Origin of the sequence: Bacillus sp. FJAT-14266 (genome assembly GCF_001719225.1) — a bacterium.
Classification (GTDB): Bacteria; Bacillota; Bacilli; order Bacillales; family Bacillaceae; genus Bacillus; species Bacillus subtilis.
This window is the reverse complement of sequence record NZ_CP017072.1, coordinates 3,238,671-3,256,418: the sequence shown is the minus strand read 5'-3', so window position 1 is coordinate 3,256,418 and position 17,748 is coordinate 3,238,671. Positions and strand designations below refer to the sequence as shown.

Sequence of the window (17,748 nt, the reverse complement as noted above, 5' to 3'; positions counted from 1 at the left end):
GATTATATCAGGAGGTGACTCCTTATCCTTTGTTGAGAGGATAGGGTTAAATGGACGATATTGACAGTCTGATTTTAATTGGCGTGCTCATTGCTTTAACCGCGTTTTTCGTTGCAAGCGAGTTTGCGATTGTTAGAGTAAGGAGATCCAGAATAGATCAGCTTATCACAGAAGGAAACAAACGGGCGATACTCGCAAGGCGTGTCATTACAGATTTGGATGAATATTTATCCGCATCCCAGCTAGGCATTACATTGACATCAATCGGGCTTGGCGTACTGGGTGAGCCGGCCTTTGAACGGCTGCTGCATCCACTGTTTGAACCGCTCGGCTTGCCGGACTCGGTTTCACATGCAGTCTCTTTTGCAGTCGCGTACGGCTTGATCACGTTCCTGCACGTTGTTGTAGGTGAACTGGCCCCGAAAACGGTCGCGATTCAAAAGGCAGAACAGCTGACTTTACTGATAGCGGGCCCTTTGCGTTTATTCTATTTGCTCCTGTTTCCGTTTATTTGGATCCTCAATGGATCGGCGCGGCTTTTATGCGGGATGTTCGGTTTGAAGCCTGCGTCAGAACATGATGGTTCCCATTCTGAGGAAGAACTCAGGATGCTGTTATCTGAGAGTTTAAAAAACGGAGAGATTAATCCGTCTGAATATAAATATGTGAATAAGATTTTTGAATTTGATAATCGGATCGCCAAAGAGATTATGATACCGCGGAAGGAAATGGCTGCTGTGTCAACTGAGATGACGATGGCCGAGATGCTCGAAGTCATGCTGAAGGAAAAATACACGCGCTGGCCAGTCACAGATGGAGACAAAGACAGTGTGATCGGTTTGGTCAATACGAAGCATTTGTTTTCTGATTTGCTGTTTATGACAGAAGAAGAACGAATGAAGATGACGATCCATCCGTATGTGAGGCCGGTCATCGAAGTGATTGAAACGATCCCGGTTCATGATTTGCTGATTAAAATGCAGCGCGAGCGCATTCATATGGCTATATTGTCGGATGAATACGGGGGAACCTCGGGACTTGTGACGACAGAGGATATTCTTGAGGAAATTGTCGGAGAGATCCGAGATGAATTTGATGAAGATGAACAGCCGCTGATCCAAAAGCTTGGCGACGGCCATTATGTGATGGATGGAAAGGTTCGGATCGATCAGGTGAACAGCCTTCTTGGCGCATCGATTCAAGAAGACGTCGATACGATCGGCGGGCTGATATTAAAAGAAAACATCGATATTGAGGCTGGTGAATCCATTCGCATCGGTTCATATACGATAAAGGTGCTGAAGATGGACGGCCGATTAATCAAGCAAATCGATATAAAAGAAGAAGCCGGCAACACAACCGGGATTACGGCGCACCACAAGCTGCCGCTGCCTGAGCCTGTGATGCTGAACAGTGCAACCTTGAGCGAGAAATAAGCTCAAGGTTTTTTTACATTGTGATTGTCCAGCCGCACCAAAATGCAAAAAGCGACCCGCAAAGTGTCAGGACGATGTACAAGATGCTTTCTTTTACACGTTTGGCCATAAGGAGTTGAATAGTTTCAACGCTGAATGTGGAAAAGGTCGTAAAGGCGCCAAAAAACCCCGTGCCAATGATAAGCGAGACCGAAGCATTTGCAACGTGAAGTCCTGTAAATATTCCGAGCCCGAGAGCTCCGAGAATATTGACTGTCAGTATGCCAATGGGCAGGCTGAGACCTTTGGTTTTGGCGGTTATGACATTGCCAAGCCAGAAGCGAAGCATTGCGCCAAGTCCGCCCCCTATGAAAATACCCGCTAGTGTCATCTTTCCTGCAGCCCCTTTCTTTGCTGAATGCCTGCTATGCGCCGTCCCGCAAAAACACCAATCAGTGCAAATATGATCCCTGATAACAATGAGGCTGCCACATATAAAAGAGCCAATGAGGGTTGTCCTTGCAAAAGCATCACTGTTTCCTTAGAAAACGTGGACATTGTTGTGAAGCCTCCGCAAAAGCCGGTGCCTAAAAAAGCCGACAGCAGAGGCCGTTTTGCCCCGATCATAAAAAATCCGGTCAAAATGCCTAATAGAAGGCTGCCTGTCGCATTTTCCAGCCAGGTTGCCGCCGGGAACTGACCGGTGTGTATCCATAAGTTTAATCCGTATCGGAGGCAGGCGCCAAGCGCGCCTCCGATAAAAACCGCGCTATATATTTTCATGTTTGCCATCCTTTATGATGAAATCCGGGTAATCTGTAACGATGCCGTCCACGCCCATGGCTTGTAATTTTGCCGCTGTCTTTTGATTGTTGACAGTCCATGCAAATATGTTTAAGCCATTTTTATGGACGGAGCCGATCATCAGACGGTTGAGCCGTGTGTATTTTATATTGACATAGTTTGCAAAAGAGCGGAAGGCCTTCATCTGATTTCTGGACAGCATGCCAAAGTTGGGCCTTGTAATGACCGCTGTCGGAATCGAAGGATAAAGCTCGCGGAACCTTTGGACGGAGCGGAACTGAAAGGATTGAACAATATTATTGATAGAAAAAGAAAATTGCCCTAATAGCTGTCCCACCTCTTTTTCAATTCCGACTTGAGACGGATGGCCTTTTAGTTCAATTAAAAGGCCGATTTTTTTGTGGTAGCGCTTGAGCACCGCTTCCAGGGTCGGAATACGCTCTCCTTGAAAAGCGGGGCCGTACCAGCTTCCTGCATCGAGTTTTTGCAATTCCTCCAAGGTAAAATCCTTAACAAAGCCCGATCCGTTTGTTGTTCGGTCAACCCTGTCATCGTGTATCACAACAATCTGCCTGTCTTTTGTAAGCTGGACATCCAGTTCGATCATATCTGCATTCATTTTCACCGCAAGGTCAAATGCGGCAATCGTATTTTCCGGAGCGTAGCCGGATGCTCCGCGATGGGCAATGATGTACAAGCTAAGTCAGCTCCTCGTATGGGCATTTCTGTTATTGTATCAAAACCATATATGCACCGCGATACAAACTGGTGAATTTTTTCTGCCATATCGGAATGGTCCGGGCTGAGGAATGCGTATAACTAAAAAAAGACACTCAGCGTATCAGAACACATTTCGTCAGAAAATTAGGTCTTTCGACATGTTCACAACAAAATATGATCCTTTATAATAGCAAAAAAGGAGGCGAGATCATGGGAAAAGGGAGAATCAGAGTGGAGGAAAGAATTAAAGCCGAAACGGATGCTGAAATGCAAAAAGCAACTCTCCTTGATCAGACACAAACGAAAAAAGGTAAGTGACTGTCCCTATTGAATCTGGCTGATAGATGAATTGAGAAATGACCCCGGCGTTTCGCCGGGGTTTTGTGCTGCAAAAGACATTTAAATGAACATCCTTACGAATATTTTAGTATAATAACAATTGATTGGGATAGAGGGGAGACAGTCATGCCGGATTATCTGCAGCAGTATTTTACGCTTGATATCATCATTCAAATCGGCATCAGCTTGGCGATTTTGCTGGTGTTTCTTATACTTAGAAAATTATTCACAAGATATTTCTTTAACCTGCTTTTTAATTTGACAAACCGGCCGAAAACAGAAATTTTTAAACAGGTGGTTCTGGCGTTTGATAAGCCGGCCAGATGGTTTTTTGTTGCCCTTGGGCTGTTTTTAGCGATCCGGTATTCACCGTTTTTAGATGAGCAAATGCCGGTCATCAGCAAAATATACCGCTCACTGATTGTGGCGCTCTTGTGTTGGGGTCTTTGTAATTTGACCGCAACATCGTCGTTTATCTTCCATAAGGTGAACCAGCGCTTCGAGCTTGACATGGATGACATTCTGGCCCCGTTTTTATCCAAATTGCTCCGTTTTGTGATCATTGCGCTCAGTGTCAGTGTGATCGCTCAGGAATTCAATTATGATGTAAACGGATTTGTAGCGGGCCTTGGTCTTGGCGGACTGGCTTTTGCGCTTGCCGCGAAGGATACCATCAGCAACTTCTTCGGCGGTATTATCATTATTACTGAAAAGCCGTTTACAATTGGTGACTGGGTGGAGACGTCGACAGTAACAGGATCAGTCGAGGATATTACCTTTAGGAGCACGAGATTCAGAACAGCACAGGGGGCGCTTGTAACGGTGCCGAACTCTACGCTGTCGATGGAAGCGATCACGAACTGGACAAGAATGACCAAACGCCAGATTACGTTTTCCATCCATGTGTCCTACGCTACGCCGATTGAGAACCTTGAACGCTCCATTCATTCTCTCAGAACAATGCTCTTAGAGCATGAGGGCGTTGATAATGAAACAATCATGGTCAACTTTGATACGTTTGCCGACAGCTACTACAATTTATTTTTTAACTTCTATACAAAAACGACGGTTTGGGCTGAAAACCTTAATATTAGAGAGGATATCAACTATAAAATTATTGAGATTTTAGGTGCAGAAGGCGTTCAGTTTGCATATCCCGGCCAAATGGTTGTTGTCAAGCAAAAGCACGAAAGCGACCCATTCCAGGTGAATCTAAATAAAGAGGAAAAGGAACGGGCTTAAAAGAGAGACTTCGTCTGACAGAGGCGGAGTCTTTTTCATGGTAAAATAAGAGAAAAAGGCGGTGTTGAGTTGGAAACATTCAAAAGTATTCTACATGAAGCACAGAGAATTGTTGTGCTGACCGGAGCGGGAATGAGCACAGAATCAGGGATCCCCGACTTTCGTTCAGCAGGGGGCATTTGGACGGAGGATGCCTCAAGAATGGAAGCGATGAGCCTTGATTATTTTTTAAGTTATCCGCGTCTGTTTTGGCCCAAATTCAAAGAATTGTTCCAGATGAAAATGAGCGGCAGCTTTGAACCGAATGAAGGCCATTTGCTTTTAGCTGAGCTGGAGAAGCAAGGGAAGCAGGTCGATATTTTCACGCAAAACATTGACGGTCTTCATAAAAAAGCGGGGAGCAGGCATGTGTACGAACTGCATGGTTCTATCCAGACAGCAGCTTGTCCGGCATGCGGCGCCCGATATGATCTTCCCCATTTGCTGGAGCGGGAGGTGCCGGAGTGCACGGCGGCCGGAAACAATGGGGACATTTGCGGAACGGTATTAAAAACCGATGTTGTTCTCTTTGGCGATGCCGTCATGCACTTTGACACCCTTTATGAAAAGCTGGATCAAGCAGATCTTTTATTGGTTATCGGCACGTCTCTCGAAGTGGCTCCGGCTAGATTTGTGCCTGAGGATGCAAGCCTGATTCCCGGCATGAAGAAAGTCATCATAAACCTTGAACCAACGTATTGTGACAGCTTGTTTGACATGGTCATCCATCAAAAAATCGGCGAGTTTGCCCGAAGTTTGGGCATAAAAAAGTGAGCCGCCTTATGCGCCTCACTTTTTTATTCATGAACAGGAACCATTGTGTCCTCTAACACTCCGAAGGAATAGCCTTTTTCTTTTAATTTATTGATTAGTACCGGCAGCGCATTTACAGTAGCAGGAAGATCATGCATGAGAATTACATTTGGGCGGCTTGAAGAGCTGTGTTCCATATTCTCAAGCTGCTGTAATACGGCGGTCACATACTGTGAATTCCGGTATTTCCAGTCCATGCTGTCGATCGTCCAATCCCAGTACACAAACCCATCTTTCTCCAGATTGCGAATTTGTGAGGCGGTTAGTGACGGCTTGCTTCCGTATGGCGTTCTGACAAGATCGGTTTTATATCCTGTAATGTCCTGCAGCGTGTCACGTGCCTCCTGCATTTCTTTTAGCGGAGATGTCGGTGTTTGATAGAACAATCTGTTATTGTGGGTAACGCCATGTAAACCGAGTGCGTGGCCTTCCTTTTCTGCTCTTTTCACAGCCTGCTTGAATTCGTTCATCCGCGGTGACAGCATAAAAAACGTCGCTTTTACATCAGCGCTTTTCAGTACATCGAGCAAGCGGGTTGTAACGGCTGAAGGGCCGTCGTCGAAGGTTAAGTAAACTGTTTTATCTCCCATGTTCTGCTTTGTCTGCAGATGTTTTATCAGCATATCGGGGGAGTCGTTTTTCAGCTTAAGGCTTTCTTTCTCATCTCGAAGCTGGCCGTTTGTTGTGACAGTGACTTCCTTTGCTTTCGTTGAACTGTTGGAATAACCCAAAATCACCATAAGCAAAAGCAGCACACATAAAACTGCTAAACTTGCAAATTTAAAAGCAAGCGAAACTGCAGAAGGAGAAGCCTCTCCTCTCGTTTGTCGCATAACAATCTCTCCATTGGCATAAAATCTCTACATAATGCTGTACAGCAGGCAGCTTATGAAGGTGCCTTATGTTTACAACCTATGTATTACCAGTCAAGTATACAGGAATAAAACTGGAAAGCACATAGAAAAGTTGTCGAAATGTCAGATTTTAAGGAAAAAATAAACTCCTTTCCGCTATAGATCTCTTGATCTTTCTGTTTTTCAGCATGTCCAATATGATAGAATTAGTGACAATGACAGCTTGAATGACATCAGGGACATCTCGAAAAGGGAGGGCTTTTATGAAGGTATTAGTCAATGGCCAGCTGATTGGGCGCAGTGAAGCATCAATCGATTTGGAAGATCGCGGTTATCAGTTTGGTGACGGCATCTATGAAGTGATCAGGGTGTACAAAGGAGTATTGTTCGGCTTACGTGAGCATGCAGAGCGTTTTTTCAGAAGTGCTGCTGAAATCGGAATTTCACTGCCATTCAGTATAGAAGATCTCGAGTGGGACCTGCAAAAGCTTGTACAGGAAAATGCGGTCAGTGAGGGAGCGGTATACATTCAGACAACAAGAGGTGTGGCCCCGCGAAAACACCAGTATGAAGCCGGCCTCGAGCCGCAGACTACTGCCTATACGTTTACGGTGAAAAAACCGGAGCAAGAGCAGGCATACGGAGTGGCGGCCATTACAGATGAGGATCTTCGCTGGTTAAGATGTGATATCAAAAGTCTGAATTTACTGTATAATGTCATGACGAAGCAAAAGGCCTATGAAGCGGGAGCATTTGAAACCATTTTACTTAGGGACGGCGTTGTTACGGAGGGTACATCCTCTAACGTTTATGCCGTTATCAACGGCACAGTGCGAACACATCCGGCTAACCGGCTCATTCTCAATGGAATTACACGGATGAATATTTTAGGACTGATTGAGAAGAATGGGATTAAACTGGATGAGACTCCTGTCAGTGAAGAAGAGTTGAAACAGGCGGAAGAGATCTTTATTTCGTCAACGACGGCAGAAATTATTCCGGTTGTGACGCTCGATGGACAATCGGTCGGAAGCGGGAAACCCGGACCGGTGACCAAACAGCTTCAGGCTGCTTTTCAAGAAAGCATTCAACAGGCTGCTAGCATTTCATAAATGAACGAAGAAAAGAGCCCGCTTTTTACAGCGGGGCTCTTTTTATTTTTTAACAAATCCAATCAAAATGGAGATCATTGGCGATATATAGAGGAAGAACGTAAACGGGATGTAGTCTATGACTGGAACACCAAGTGCGCTCGCCATAAATGCGCCGCTGACGCCCCAAGGAATCAATGGGTTAATTAATGTTCCGCCGTCCTCTAATGACCTTGTCAGAAATTTTCGCTGGATGTTTTGTTTGTCATATAAAGATTTAAATGATTGTCCCGGTATTAATATCGATAAATACTGTTCGCCGGTTGCCAAGTTGACGCCGATGCTTGAGCAGACAGTTGCTGCAACTAGACGGCCTTTTGAGCGGATACCTTTCATGACGCCTTCCAATAGTGCAGAAATCAATCCGATTTTCTCCATCAATCCGCCGAGTGCAAAAGCAATCATAATGAGAGAGACAGAGCCCATCATGGATTGCAGTCCGCCTCTGTTAATAATTTTAGCGGCTGCCTCATTGTCAGTTTCGAAAGTTGTGCCATTTTGCAAAGCTGTCATAAACGCCTGCAGGCTGCTGTCGGGTACAAAAATAGCAGTCAAAATTCCCGAGGAAATAATTCCGGCAGTCAGAACGGGGATTACTGATACCCGTTTCATTGCCAGCAAAACGACTAAGAGCGGAGAAAGAAGGGCCCACGGTGTCACGTTTGCAGCATCTTTTATTCCGGTTATGACCTGCTGAATATTATCGGTTGAAGCAGCGTCCGCTGACACTGATGAACCGAGAAAGTAAAACAGAACGACAGTGATGAGCAAAGCTGGAATGGTTGTGCCCATCATATGGCGAATGTGTTCAAAGATTGGTATTTCGCCTATTCCGGCTGCAAAGTTGGTTGTGTCCGACATCGGCGACATTTTATCCCCAAAACAAGCGCCGCATATGACTGCGCCTGCTGTCCATTCAAGCGGAACGCCAGCCGCGCTCGCTACGCCGATCAGCGCTACCCCGATTGTGCTTACAGTTGTCAGGCTTGAGCCAACAAGTGTGCTGATGATCATACATGAAAACAAAGCAGTCAACAGAAGGTGGCTTGGTTCAATAAAGGATAGGGCATAAACTGTCACAGTCGGTATGGCGCCACTGTACATCCAGGCGCCGATTAAGATGCCGATCAGCGCTAGAACGATAATCGGCTGTACGCCGTTTTTGATCCCGTCTACAATCCCTTTTTCAATGCTCTTCCAGGGAAATCCAAACCATAAAGCTGCTGCTGAAAGCATGACAACACTTAAAAACAGCGGGATATGAGGTTCTACATGAAGCAAGAATAAGCAAGAAATAATAATGCATAACATCAATATAAATAAACCGACGGCTAACGGAAACGTCAGCTTTTTTTGAGAATCCAAAATAACACCCCATATTTATCTTTAATGCTTTTGTGCTTTTGGGCACGAAAGCATTATAACAGAAAAAAACGAAAATCTATGTTTTTTCACAATTATGAATATAAAAGAAGTGAGCACAGGGCGTGCTCACTTTACAATCAGGACGGGTATATCCGATTTCGCTGAAAGCTTTTCACTTACACTTCCGAATATTAGCTTTTTCAGCCTGTTTTGGTCTCTGCTTCCGGTTACGATCATATCGGCAGAAATGCGGTTTGCATGCTCGATAATTGATTCAGCCGGATCGCCTTCTAATATATCGATATCTCCATCTGCCTGCTGTTCATTCAGCATCATTCTGGCTTCGGCGATGACTTCTTCCGTACGGTCTTCATAGATCATTGGCTCAGGTGATGTTACATCCGATATCAGCGGATCAGGAACACTTGTCATGCCTCCGCTGATATAGCTTGCCTCAGCTGCGGGTCTGGGCGGGTCGATGACGGTCTGATTGTCTTTCATATCATGTGAATGGGCGACGGTAATAGCGGCATTTACGGTTTTAGCAAGATCAATGGCTGTCTGAAGCGCTTTCTTACTATTTTCACTTCCGTCAAACGCAACAATGATACGGTCAGCATGGAACATCCTTCTCACCCTTTCAAAGCGTCTTACAACACTACTACCCGAATTTGAGCACCATTAACCTTTTCCTATTCAAGTAATGATTGACAATAAAAGGTTTTGTTTATATGATGATAAAAAGATGAAATCAGAATGGAAGGAGGGTTTGCTATGCCAAGGAATTTGCGTGTTTATCAAACAGTTTCATATTGGCGCGGCAAACCTTTTGTTCTGTTTTCGTGAACGGTTTTTTAGGTCGGACCGCGCGCTGAAAAGCGCTGTGCGTAACATATCGGTTAAAAAAGGCATGGAGCTGACGCTTCATGCCTTTTTTATATACAAAATCTAAGGAAAGACAGGTGTATGGGATGTGAAGACCAATACAGAGGCGAGGGCTGTTCGTGCCAAATTGGATGAAAAAAGCTGCAAGGAAAAAATAGAAGGCGGCTGATGAGGAGATGGGGATAGATGTTTTCAGTTTTGAAAAAGCTTGGCTGGTTTTTTAAGGCGTACTGGCTGCGCTATACGATTGCGATTGTCCTTTTATTAGCAGTCAATGTCATTGAAATGTTTCCGCCTAAGCTCTTGGGGAACGCCATAGATGATATGAAAGCAGGGGCATTTACTGCGGAAGGGCTGCTGTTTTATATCGGTATCTTTTTTGTGCTGACGGCGGCCGTGTATATCATGTCTTATTTTTGGATGCATCAACTGTTTGGCGGAGCGAATCTGATGGAGAAAATTCTTCGTACGAAGCTGATGGGGCATTTGCTGACTATGTCGCCGCCGTTTTATGAAAAAAACCGGACAGGCGATTTAATGGCACGTGGGACAAATGATCTTCAGGCCGTCAGTTTAACGACAGGGTTTGGCATCTTGACGTTAGTCGATTCTACGATGTTTATGATGACGATCTTTTTGACGATGGGGTTTTTGATCAGCTGGAAGCTGACCTTCGCCGCCATTATCCCGCTTCCAGTCATGGCGATTGCAATCAGTCTATATGGAAGTAAAATTCATGAGCGGTTTACTGAGGCCCAAAACGCGTTCGGGGCGCTGAATGACAGAGTGCTGGAATCTGTTTCAGGCGTGCGGGTGATTCGCGCGTATGTTCAGGAAACAAACGATGTTCGCCGGTTTAATGAAATGACCGCTGATGTTTATCAGAAAAATATGAAAGTGGCTTTTATTGATTCACTGTTTGAGCCGACGGTGAAACTGCTTGTCGGCGCAAGCTATCTGATTGGGCTCGGCTACGGAGCGTTTCTTGTATTCCGGAACGAGCTGACGCTTGGAGAGTTAGTGTCCTTTAACGTTTATCTCGGCATGATGATTTGGCCGATGTTTGCAATCGGTGAACTCATTAACGTGATGCAGCGCGGCAATGCGTCATTAGACCGGGTAAATGAAACTCTTTCTTATGAAACGGATGTGACAGATCCAAAACAGCCCGCTGATCTTAAAGAGCCTGGAGATATCGTTTTCAGTCATGTCAGCTTTACATATCCAAGCTCAACAAGTGACAATCTTCAGGATATTTCATTTACGGTGCGAAAAGGGCAGACTGTCGGGATTGCCGGAAAAACCGGGAGCGGAAAAACGACAATTATTAAGCAGCTTTTGCGCCAGTATCCTCCAGGTGAAGGGAGCATTACATTTTCAGGCGTACCGATTCAGCAAATCCCTCTTGACCGGCTCCGCGGATGGATCGGATATGTGCCTCAGGATCATTTACTGTTTTCACGGACTGTAAAAGAAAATATTTTATACGGAAAACAGGATGCAACTGATAAAGAGGTTCAGCAAGCGATTGCCGAAGCACATTTTGAAAAAGATTTGCACATGCTTCCGTCTGGTCTGGAGACAATGGTCGGTGAAAAAGGCGTGGCACTGTCAGGCGGGCAGAAACAAAGAATTTCGATTGCGAGAGCACTCATGGCGAATCCGGAAATCTTGATCCTGGATGATTCGCTTTCCGCTGTAGATGCCAAAACAGAGGCTGCAATTATCAAGAACATCAGAGAAAACCGCAAAGGAAAAACGACATTTATTTTGACGCACCGATTATCCGCAGTAGAGCACGCTGACCTGATCCTTGTGATGGACGGCGGCGTCATTGCTGAGAGTGGCACGCATCAAGAACTACTGGCTAATAATGGGTGGTACCGGGAACAATATGAAAGACAGCAGCTGTTCACTGCGGAAGAAGGGGGTGCAGGGGCATGAAAATAGGAAAAACGTTATGGAGATACGCACTTCTTTATCGAAAATTGCTGATCACAGCCGTCCTTTTGCTAGCTGTTGCCGTCGGTGCAGAACTGACTGGGCCCTTTATTGGCAAAAAAATGATAGACGACCATATCCTCGGCATTGAGAAAACATGGTATGAAGCTGCGGAAAAAGATAAAAATGCCGTTCAGTTTCACGGCGTCTCATATGTCAGAGAGGACCGATTGCAGGAGCCTGTTTCAAAAGCAAAAGAAGCACATATTTATCAAGTGGGAATGGCGTTCTATTTTGTTGATCAGGCTGTCAGCTTCGACGGGAATAGAACAGTTTCTGACGGGAAGCTGACGATCACAAACGGAGACAAGAGCCGGACATATGCTGCCGAAAAGCTGACTAAGCAGGAACTTTTCCAGTTCTATCAGCCGGAAATAAAGGGAATGGTGTTACTGATCTGCCTGTATGGGGGCTTGCTTGTGTTTTCGGTATTCTTTCAATACGGACAGCATTATCTGCTGCAGATGAGCGCCAATCGGATTATTCAAAAGATGAGGCAGGACGTGTTTTCGCACATACAGAGAATGCCGATTCGCTATTTTGACAACCTTCCGGCCGGAAAAGTCGTTGCGCGGATTACCAATGATACGGAGGCTATCAGGGATTTATATGTCACAGTGCTTTCCACATTTGTGACAAGCGGAATCTATATGTTCGGGATATTCACGGCTTTGTTTCTGCTTGATGTGAAGCTTGCGTTTGTATGTCTGGCAATTGTGCCGATTATCTGGCTGTGGTCAGTCATATACCGGAGATATGCGTCATATTACAACCAAAAAATCCGCTCGATCAACAGTGACATTAACGCAAAAATGAATGAGTCAATTCAAGGCATGACCATTATTCAGGCTTTCCGCCATCAAAAGGAAACAATGAGAGAATTTGAGGAATTAAATGAATCACATTTTTATTTCCAAAACAGGATGCTGAATTTAAACTCCTTAATGTCCCATAATTTGGTCAATGTCATCCGCAATCTTGCGTTCGTCTGTCTGATCTGGCATTTTGGCGGTGCGAGCCTGAATGCGGCCGGGATTGTTTCTATCGGTGTACTGTACGCGTTTGTCGATTATTTGAACCGGTTATTTCAGCCGATCACAGGCATCGTCAATCAGTTTTCAAAGCTGGAGCTTGCAAGGGTCTCCGCCGGGCGTGTTTTTGAACTGCTTGAAGAAAAGAATACGGAAGAAGCGGGTGAACCGGCGAAGGAGCGCGCGCTGGGGCGGGTTGAATTTCGTGATGTGTCATTTGCGTATCAAGAAGGTGAAGAGGTATTAAAGCATATTTCCTTTACTGCGCAAAAAGGCGAAACCGTAGCGCTCGTCGGCCATACCGGATCAGGAAAAAGCTCGATTTTGAATCTTCTGTTTCGTTTTTATGATGCGCAAAAAGGTGATGTCTTAATTGATGGAAAAAGCATTTACAACATGTCAAGACAGGAACTCAGATCCCATATGGGCATTGTGCTTCAGGACCCGTACTTATTCTCGGGTACAATCGGATCTAACGTAAGTCTGGATGACGAAAGAATGACTGAAGAAGAAATAAAAAATGCACTGCGGCAAGTCGGTGCTGAGCCTCTTCTTAAGAAGCTTCCGAAGGGCATTAATGAGCCCGTGATTGAAAAAGGCAGCACGCTATCCTCTGGAGAGCGGCAGTTAATTTCTTTCGCTAGAGCTTTGGCGTTTGATCCCGCGATCTTGATTTTAGATGAGGCAACGGCGCATATTGATACAGAGACAGAGGCCGTGATCCAGAAGGCGCTTGATGTCGTCAAACAAGGACGCACCACCTTCGTCATCGCTCACCGGCTTTCAACAATCAGAAATGCTGATCAGATTTTGGTTCTTGATAAAGGGGAAATTGTTGAGAGAGGGAACCACGAGGAACTGATGGCATTAGAAGGCCAATATTATCAAATGTATGAACTGCAAAAGGGACAGAAACATTCCATTGCATAACGCTCAAAAACCCAAAACAATCGTGTTTTGGGTTTTTGGTTTATGTAGTCAATAAGCCAGTCCGACACGGTTTCCGACATACTCACCTGTAACGAGCTCACGATATAAAAAGTCCGCAGTATCGCCGACCGAAATGCTTGTGCCGCCCTCAGGCAAAACGTTACGCTCCGTACGATAAACGCCGGTTGCTGTTCCGTCCGGGAGGTAAGTGGGGCAGATGATTGTCCAGTCTAATGATGATTGTTTAAGCATTTCGTATACTTTTGCATGCTCCTTGGCTGCGCGGGTCTGCTTTCGTTTCGATTCATTTGTTTCAAACCGGTATTTTCCCGGTTCATATCGAGAATCTAGGATCCCTGCGGTGCCGATCGTAATAAGCCGTTTGATATGCTGTTCCTCCATAGCGGAGAGAATGTGTGCCATAGCAGTTGACAAGGTATCATCACCATCTGTGCCTAGACAGCTGATCACGATTTCAGCATTCTCCATTATTTTTTTCACATCTTCTAAGCGGCGGGCGTTCCCCATGATGGTTCTGTCTTTTGAAAGGGGAAAATCAGCATGTTGAGATCTGATCAGAGCGAAAATATCAAATCTTTCATCTGCTGCAGCTTGTGTTAAAAAGGCTTGTCCGACGCGGCCGCTGGCTCCTAATAAAGCGATTTTCATCAAAAAACCTCCTCGCCTTTCATTATAAAAGGATGTTCTCAGTTTGAACAGCGCGGGAAAGAATACCTGTACAAATAAACAGAACGATGGGAAACATATTCATGAATCATGGATACACTTACGAACTGAACCAGCTCCCAATTCACAATGGTGATGAATGACACCCCGATTCCCTCCCTTTTTTTCTAGGATATGTGGAGCAGGAAAAAAGGGTGACAAAATAAAGAGGGCGCGGAAACCGCGCCCTCTATAGCCATATATTGAATTGTTATTGAACTCTGCCGCCCATTTGCTGCTGAGCGAAAGATACTAAACGTTTTGTGATTTCTCCTCCGACAGAACCGTTAGCGCGAGAAGTTGTGTCCGCTCCAAGGTTAACGCCGAATTCAGAAGCGATTTCAAGTTTCATTTGATCGATAGCCTGAGCTGCGCCAGGAACTAGTAAGTCATTTGAAGAGTTTTGGTTAGCCATGTGTAAAATCTCCTTTTTATTTAGTATGGTTGGGTTAACTGGAGTTGCACCAGTCTGTGGACCCTTCTCGGGTGTCACTGCCCCTCGGCGTAACCCAATGCTTGCCGGCTTGTTACTAGTATTATGTTAAAATGGCCGGAAACTCATGCGGAGAATTGTGTGGTAAATCTTGAGAAATAAAAAAAGCTTAGCCGTTTAGGCTAAGCTAGTCATAAATATGAAAAAGCATCAGTTCATGTATCTCATTTGTAAGAGCAGGCTCGTCAGCGCGGGCGGGAAACAAGTCTCCCCATTCAATTTCACCGCTCTTATGATAGATGCCTTCATAATGGGCCCCTTTATAATAAAATGAAATTTTCCATCCGGGCAGCTTTTCTTTTGGGAACAAAGGTTTCCAGCTGAAATGAGAAATCATTACGGCCACGCTCCTTACATTTGGTATCAATTGACCTAAATAAAAACGGCTTATGTTCATTGTATCATTGTTTCAGAACATCATTGAAGAGGCCTAAACATGCAGTTTGTCCCAGCTTTGGATAAAGATAAGCCCGCTTTATTAAAAAAGCGGACAGGTTACGAAGGCCACAATGCTTCAGGAGATGTGATTGCCTTCTCAGATAAATATGACGCGTATTCAAAACTTCTTCGTTTTGTAAGAGAATCAACATGATGCAAATTTGGATGAGAAAAAATGCTTCGGCCCGGGCGCGAATTCGCTTCAAACATCCATACTTTACCGTTCTGATCAATGCCAAAATCGAAACCAATCTCCCCGATAAACCCCTCGATATGATCATGAAGGACATGGCTTGCAGTCAGTGCCGCTGCAGAAAGCTTTTTAATGACCTCAACTCTTTCAGCGGGATCATCGTATACTTCCGCAAGTGTCTTTACAGTGCCGCCGTTAGAAAGATGTGTTGTAATGCTGTTCTTTCCGGAAATTTTTACGGCGATTGCTGTCACTGTCCATTTTCCTTTTCTGTTTTTATTGGTATGGACACGGAAATCCGCTGGTTTGCCTTGAAATTCGATGAGATCAACACCTTGCTGAATGAGAAAGTCGGACGGGTTGTGATGTTTTTGAAATTCTGCAAGGAATGAGGCGGCATCGGAATAATCAATTGAAGTAAAAGTTTTGGCGTCATTCGTATGCTTTACCGTCAGGCCGTCATCTGTTCTTGTCAGCTGATAAATGCCGGTGCCGAGTGCTCCATTTGCCGGTTTGATATAGACTTTTTTGTATGCGCCACAGAGCTCATCTATCAGCTCCACAGACGGTGTCAGCTCGGATCTAGGCAAAAAGGGTGCCGTTCTTGGATCTTTTTCGAGCAATTGATGAACGTTCCATTTATTGAAAAACGTTTTATTAAACCATGGGATCTGATATTCATCGATCAGCCTCTTTTTTGTATGTTGCAAGAGAAGTGAATCTTCAATTTTTCGGTTCGGCAAACGGTCATAAACGACGTTCGGCAATGGAACGATTTTTTTCTCCCAGCCGTTTTCCCTGTAAAGGAGGCCTTCAATCGTGCCTTCCTCCCAATTGATTTGGTGCGCGCCAAAAACGAAGCAGTAGCCTCCGGCTTGCTCGTGTAACGTGACAAGCTTAGAAAAAAAGAGGGAACGATCCTTAAATGGGCGTTCAAGAGATACAGTAAACCCTGCCGTAAAGATGCCGACTAACGGCCCGATATGCACTGTATGATCATGAATCAGTATATCTGCCCTGCTTCGGTGGGGAAGCAAAAGCTCATGAAACAGATTTTCAGAGAGAAGCACGGTTTGTTCCAGATGCCGTCTGTAAGCAACGTGGCATCTGACAACCTTCGTTCCGAATGCGGCATGCAAAAGTCCGTCTTGCTTCAGCGAAGAGGGCAGAAACAGGGTATTTTCACTGGTTTTGTCTATGCCGATCAAAAACCGTTTAGGATTCACGCGGAAGAACTCCTTTCTGGCTTTGCTCAGAAAACAGATATTGGCAGCGCTTTAGGGGACAAGTGTACAGCTGTTCTTTTTGCTCGGGAGAGACACGCAGGATTGACTTTCTGCCTGGTTTGGAATTGATATCTAAAATCCAAATTCTCCCGTCCTTAGCAAGACATATATCAAGACCGAGTTCAAACAACGGCCCATAGCGCTCGTCAAGATAATACGGAACCGATTGGGTAATCGAAAACACATCATCTAGTAAGACCACTTGCTGTTTTTTCGGTATATCTTCAAACCAGGAGTCAAATGTCAGCGCATCAGATCCGCCTGACAAATTGGCCAGCAGCCCGTGTTTGTATCCGCGTCTTACTGCCTTTCCGACTGTATTCCATTCACCTGCTTCGTTTTTTTCCATAAACAGACGAATATCACAAGGGTATTGTTCCTTATCTTGAATGTTTAAGTAAGGCTGAAGCAAATATTGATGCTGAAGCACTTTTTTGCACCATGTTTTAAAAGAAGTCTGGTTGGAAAACGTTTTTGTCTGCTTATCCTTTCCGATGTGATAAGTAGCAGTGATGTTTTTCTTGCCCAGCTTCAAAAGAATCACGCCTCTGCCTCCCGCGCCAAATGCCGGTTTAAGGATGCAGGCTTTTTCTTTGGATAAAAAGGAGTGAATTTGTTCGTAGCGGCTCACCTTTATCGTTTCGGGAATATAGGGATTGATTACAGAGTGCTGCTGCAAATCGTGAAGGACGGTCCACTTATCGGGAAGACCCCGCCCGATAAATTCCGTTTTCGGATATTTTTTGAGCCACTCAACGATTGGTTTTGCTTTTTGGGAATGTGAATCCTTGCCGTAAAAACAGCGATCATAAATATAATCTGGAATCGCCATTTCAGTTTCGTTCCATGTGCTGCTGGCCGAATGATAGACCGATGCTTTGACACGCAAAGTGTCAGGTGAAATATCAAATGGTGTAAACCGGATGAAACGTATGCCGAATTCGGGTGCTCTTTTGGCCAGTTCTGCGGAATAATCCGCTTCATGCTGGCGGGATAAGGACATAAAACCGAGTGTTATCATGG

The 17,748-nt window shown here is 45.0% G+C and carries 20 protein-coding genes; 8 read left to right on the top strand and 12 right to left on the bottom strand.

Translation table 11 applies throughout. From position 1 onward, the window contains the following. Positions 1–50 precede the first annotated feature (50 nt). Positions 51–1,436 carry a hemolysin family protein gene (locus BGM23_RS16855; protein WP_029726332.1) on the top strand — a complete coding sequence of 462 codons (1,386 nt, stop codon included), beginning with the start codon at positions 51–53 and terminating at the stop codon, positions 1,434–1,436. 13 nt (positions 1,437–1,449) lie between these two features. Here BGM23_RS16855 and crcB read toward each other — a convergent pair whose 3' ends face one another. Genes crcB through BGM23_RS16840 form a run of 3 tightly spaced genes read right to left on the bottom strand, consistent with a single transcriptional unit; the run spans position 1,450 to position 2,916 of the window. Continuing rightward, the gene (gene crcB / locus BGM23_RS16850; RefSeq protein ID WP_029726331.1) at positions 1,450–1,806 is read right to left on the bottom strand and encodes a fluoride efflux transporter CrcB; all 357 of its coding nucleotides are present in this window, start codon (positions 1,804–1,806) and stop codon (positions 1,450–1,452) included. Beyond that, the gene (locus BGM23_RS16845) at positions 1,803–2,198 is read right to left on the bottom strand and encodes a fluoride efflux transporter FluC (RefSeq protein WP_029726330.1); all 396 of its coding nucleotides are present in this window, start codon (positions 2,196–2,198) and stop codon (positions 1,803–1,805) included. Before BGM23_RS16845 ends, crcB begins: the two co-directional genes overlap by 4 nt. Continuing rightward, positions 2,185–2,916, bottom strand: coding sequence for a glycerophosphodiester phosphodiesterase (locus tag BGM23_RS16840; protein WP_021479659.1), 732 nt, complete (start codon positions 2,914–2,916; stop codon positions 2,185–2,187). The genes BGM23_RS16845 and BGM23_RS16840 overlap by 14 nt, the downstream gene beginning before the upstream one ends. A 233-nt stretch (positions 2,917–3,149) precedes the next feature. Between BGM23_RS16840 and BGM23_RS16835 the strand changes: the two genes are divergently transcribed. From BGM23_RS16835 to srtN, 3 genes are all read left to right on the top strand, one after another. Further along, positions 3,150–3,257: a YhdX family protein gene (locus BGM23_RS16835; protein ID WP_009966908.1), complete on the top strand. Its 108-nt coding sequence runs from the start codon at positions 3,150–3,152 to the stop codon at positions 3,255–3,257. A gap of 147 nt (positions 3,258–3,404) precedes the next feature. Beyond that, the gene (gene mscY, locus BGM23_RS16830; protein WP_015383218.1) at positions 3,405–4,520 is read left to right on the top strand and encodes a small-conductance mechanosensitive channel protein MscY; all 1,116 of its coding nucleotides are present in this window, start codon (positions 3,405–3,407) and stop codon (positions 4,518–4,520) included. Positions 4,521–4,589: 69 nt separating this feature from the next. Further along, the gene (gene srtN / locus BGM23_RS16825) at positions 4,590–5,333 is read left to right on the top strand and encodes a sirtuin NAD-dependent deacetylase (RefSeq protein WP_029726329.1); all 744 of its coding nucleotides are present in this window, start codon (positions 4,590–4,592) and stop codon (positions 5,331–5,333) included. Positions 5,334–5,356: 23 nt separating this feature from the next. Here the strand turns inward: srtN and BGM23_RS16820 are convergent, their stop codons facing one another. Then, positions 5,357–6,205, bottom strand: coding sequence for a polysaccharide deacetylase family protein (locus BGM23_RS16820; RefSeq protein ID WP_029726328.1), 849 nt, complete (start codon positions 6,203–6,205; stop codon positions 5,357–5,359). A gap of 284 nt (positions 6,206–6,489) precedes the next feature. Between BGM23_RS16820 and dat the strand changes: the two genes are divergently transcribed. Then, positions 6,490–7,338 carry a D-amino-acid transaminase gene (gene dat, locus BGM23_RS16815; protein ID WP_015715588.1) on the top strand — a complete coding sequence of 283 codons (849 nt, stop codon included), beginning with the start codon at positions 6,490–6,492 and terminating at the stop codon, positions 7,336–7,338. Positions 7,339–7,380: 42 nt separating this feature from the next. Here the strand turns inward: dat and nhaC are convergent, their stop codons facing one another. Next, positions 7,381–8,742 (bottom strand): Na+/H+ antiporter NhaC, encoded by a 1,362-nt coding sequence (gene nhaC / locus BGM23_RS16810; protein ID WP_029726327.1) that lies wholly within the window; start codon positions 8,740–8,742, stop codon positions 7,381–7,383. A 126-nt stretch (positions 8,743–8,868) separates the two neighbouring features. Continuing rightward, on the bottom strand, positions 8,869–9,369 hold the full coding sequence (locus tag BGM23_RS16805) for a universal stress protein (RefSeq protein WP_015252456.1): 501 nt from the start codon (positions 9,367–9,369) through the stop codon (positions 8,869–8,871). A gap of 163 nt (positions 9,370–9,532) precedes the next feature. Here BGM23_RS16805 and BGM23_RS16800 point away from each other — a divergent pair, with 163 nt between their 5' ends. From BGM23_RS16800 to bmrD, 3 genes are all read left to right on the top strand, one after another. Further along, positions 9,533–9,694, top strand: a complete 162-nt coding sequence (locus tag BGM23_RS16800) for a hypothetical protein (RefSeq protein ID WP_010886461.1) — start codon at positions 9,533–9,535, stop codon at positions 9,692–9,694. Between the two features lie 119 nt (positions 9,695–9,813). Then, the gene (gene bmrC / locus BGM23_RS16795) at positions 9,814–11,571 is read left to right on the top strand and encodes a multidrug ABC transporter ATP-binding protein BmrC (RefSeq protein ID WP_017695382.1); all 1,758 of its coding nucleotides are present in this window, start codon (positions 9,814–9,816) and stop codon (positions 11,569–11,571) included. Then, on the top strand, positions 11,568–13,589 hold the full coding sequence (bmrD, locus tag BGM23_RS16790) for a multidrug resistance ABC transporter ATP-binding protein/permease BmrD (protein ID WP_029726326.1): 2,022 nt from the start codon (positions 11,568–11,570) through the stop codon (positions 13,587–13,589). The genes bmrC and bmrD overlap by 4 nt, the downstream gene beginning before the upstream one ends. A gap of 48 nt (positions 13,590–13,637) precedes the next feature. On the opposite strand, the gene BGM23_RS16785 is transcribed toward bmrD, so the two are convergent. The 6 genes from BGM23_RS16785 to spaC form a co-directional block, all read right to left on the bottom strand. Beyond that, positions 13,638–14,258, bottom strand: coding sequence for an SDR family oxidoreductase (locus tag BGM23_RS16785; RefSeq protein WP_029726325.1), 621 nt, complete (start codon positions 14,256–14,258; stop codon positions 13,638–13,640). A gap of 38 nt (positions 14,259–14,296) precedes the next feature. After that, positions 14,297–14,422 (bottom strand): hypothetical protein, encoded by a 126-nt coding sequence (locus tag BGM23_RS21550; protein ID WP_003245136.1) that lies wholly within the window; start codon positions 14,420–14,422, stop codon positions 14,297–14,299. 104 nt (positions 14,423–14,526) lie between these two features. Next, the gene (gene sspB / locus BGM23_RS16780) at positions 14,527–14,730 is read right to left on the bottom strand and encodes a beta type acid-soluble spore protein SspB (RefSeq protein ID WP_003233287.1); all 204 of its coding nucleotides are present in this window, start codon (positions 14,728–14,730) and stop codon (positions 14,527–14,529) included. A 205-nt stretch (positions 14,731–14,935) separates the two neighbouring features. Beyond that, positions 14,936–15,154, bottom strand: coding sequence for a YheE family protein (locus tag BGM23_RS16775; protein ID WP_082359950.1), 219 nt, complete (start codon positions 15,152–15,154; stop codon positions 14,936–14,938). A 149-nt stretch (positions 15,155–15,303) separates the two neighbouring features. Then, positions 15,304–16,665 carry a spore coat associated protein YheD gene (gene yheD / locus BGM23_RS16770; protein WP_003233284.1) on the bottom strand — a complete coding sequence of 454 codons (1,362 nt, stop codon included), beginning with the start codon at positions 16,663–16,665 and terminating at the stop codon, positions 15,304–15,306. Continuing rightward, on the bottom strand, positions 16,655–17,746 hold the full coding sequence (gene spaC, locus BGM23_RS16765) for a spore coat associated protein SpaC (protein WP_003245845.1): 1,092 nt from the start codon (positions 17,744–17,746) through the stop codon (positions 16,655–16,657). The genes yheD and spaC overlap by 11 nt, the downstream gene beginning before the upstream one ends. Between the last annotated feature and the right edge of the window lie 2 nt (positions 17,747–17,748).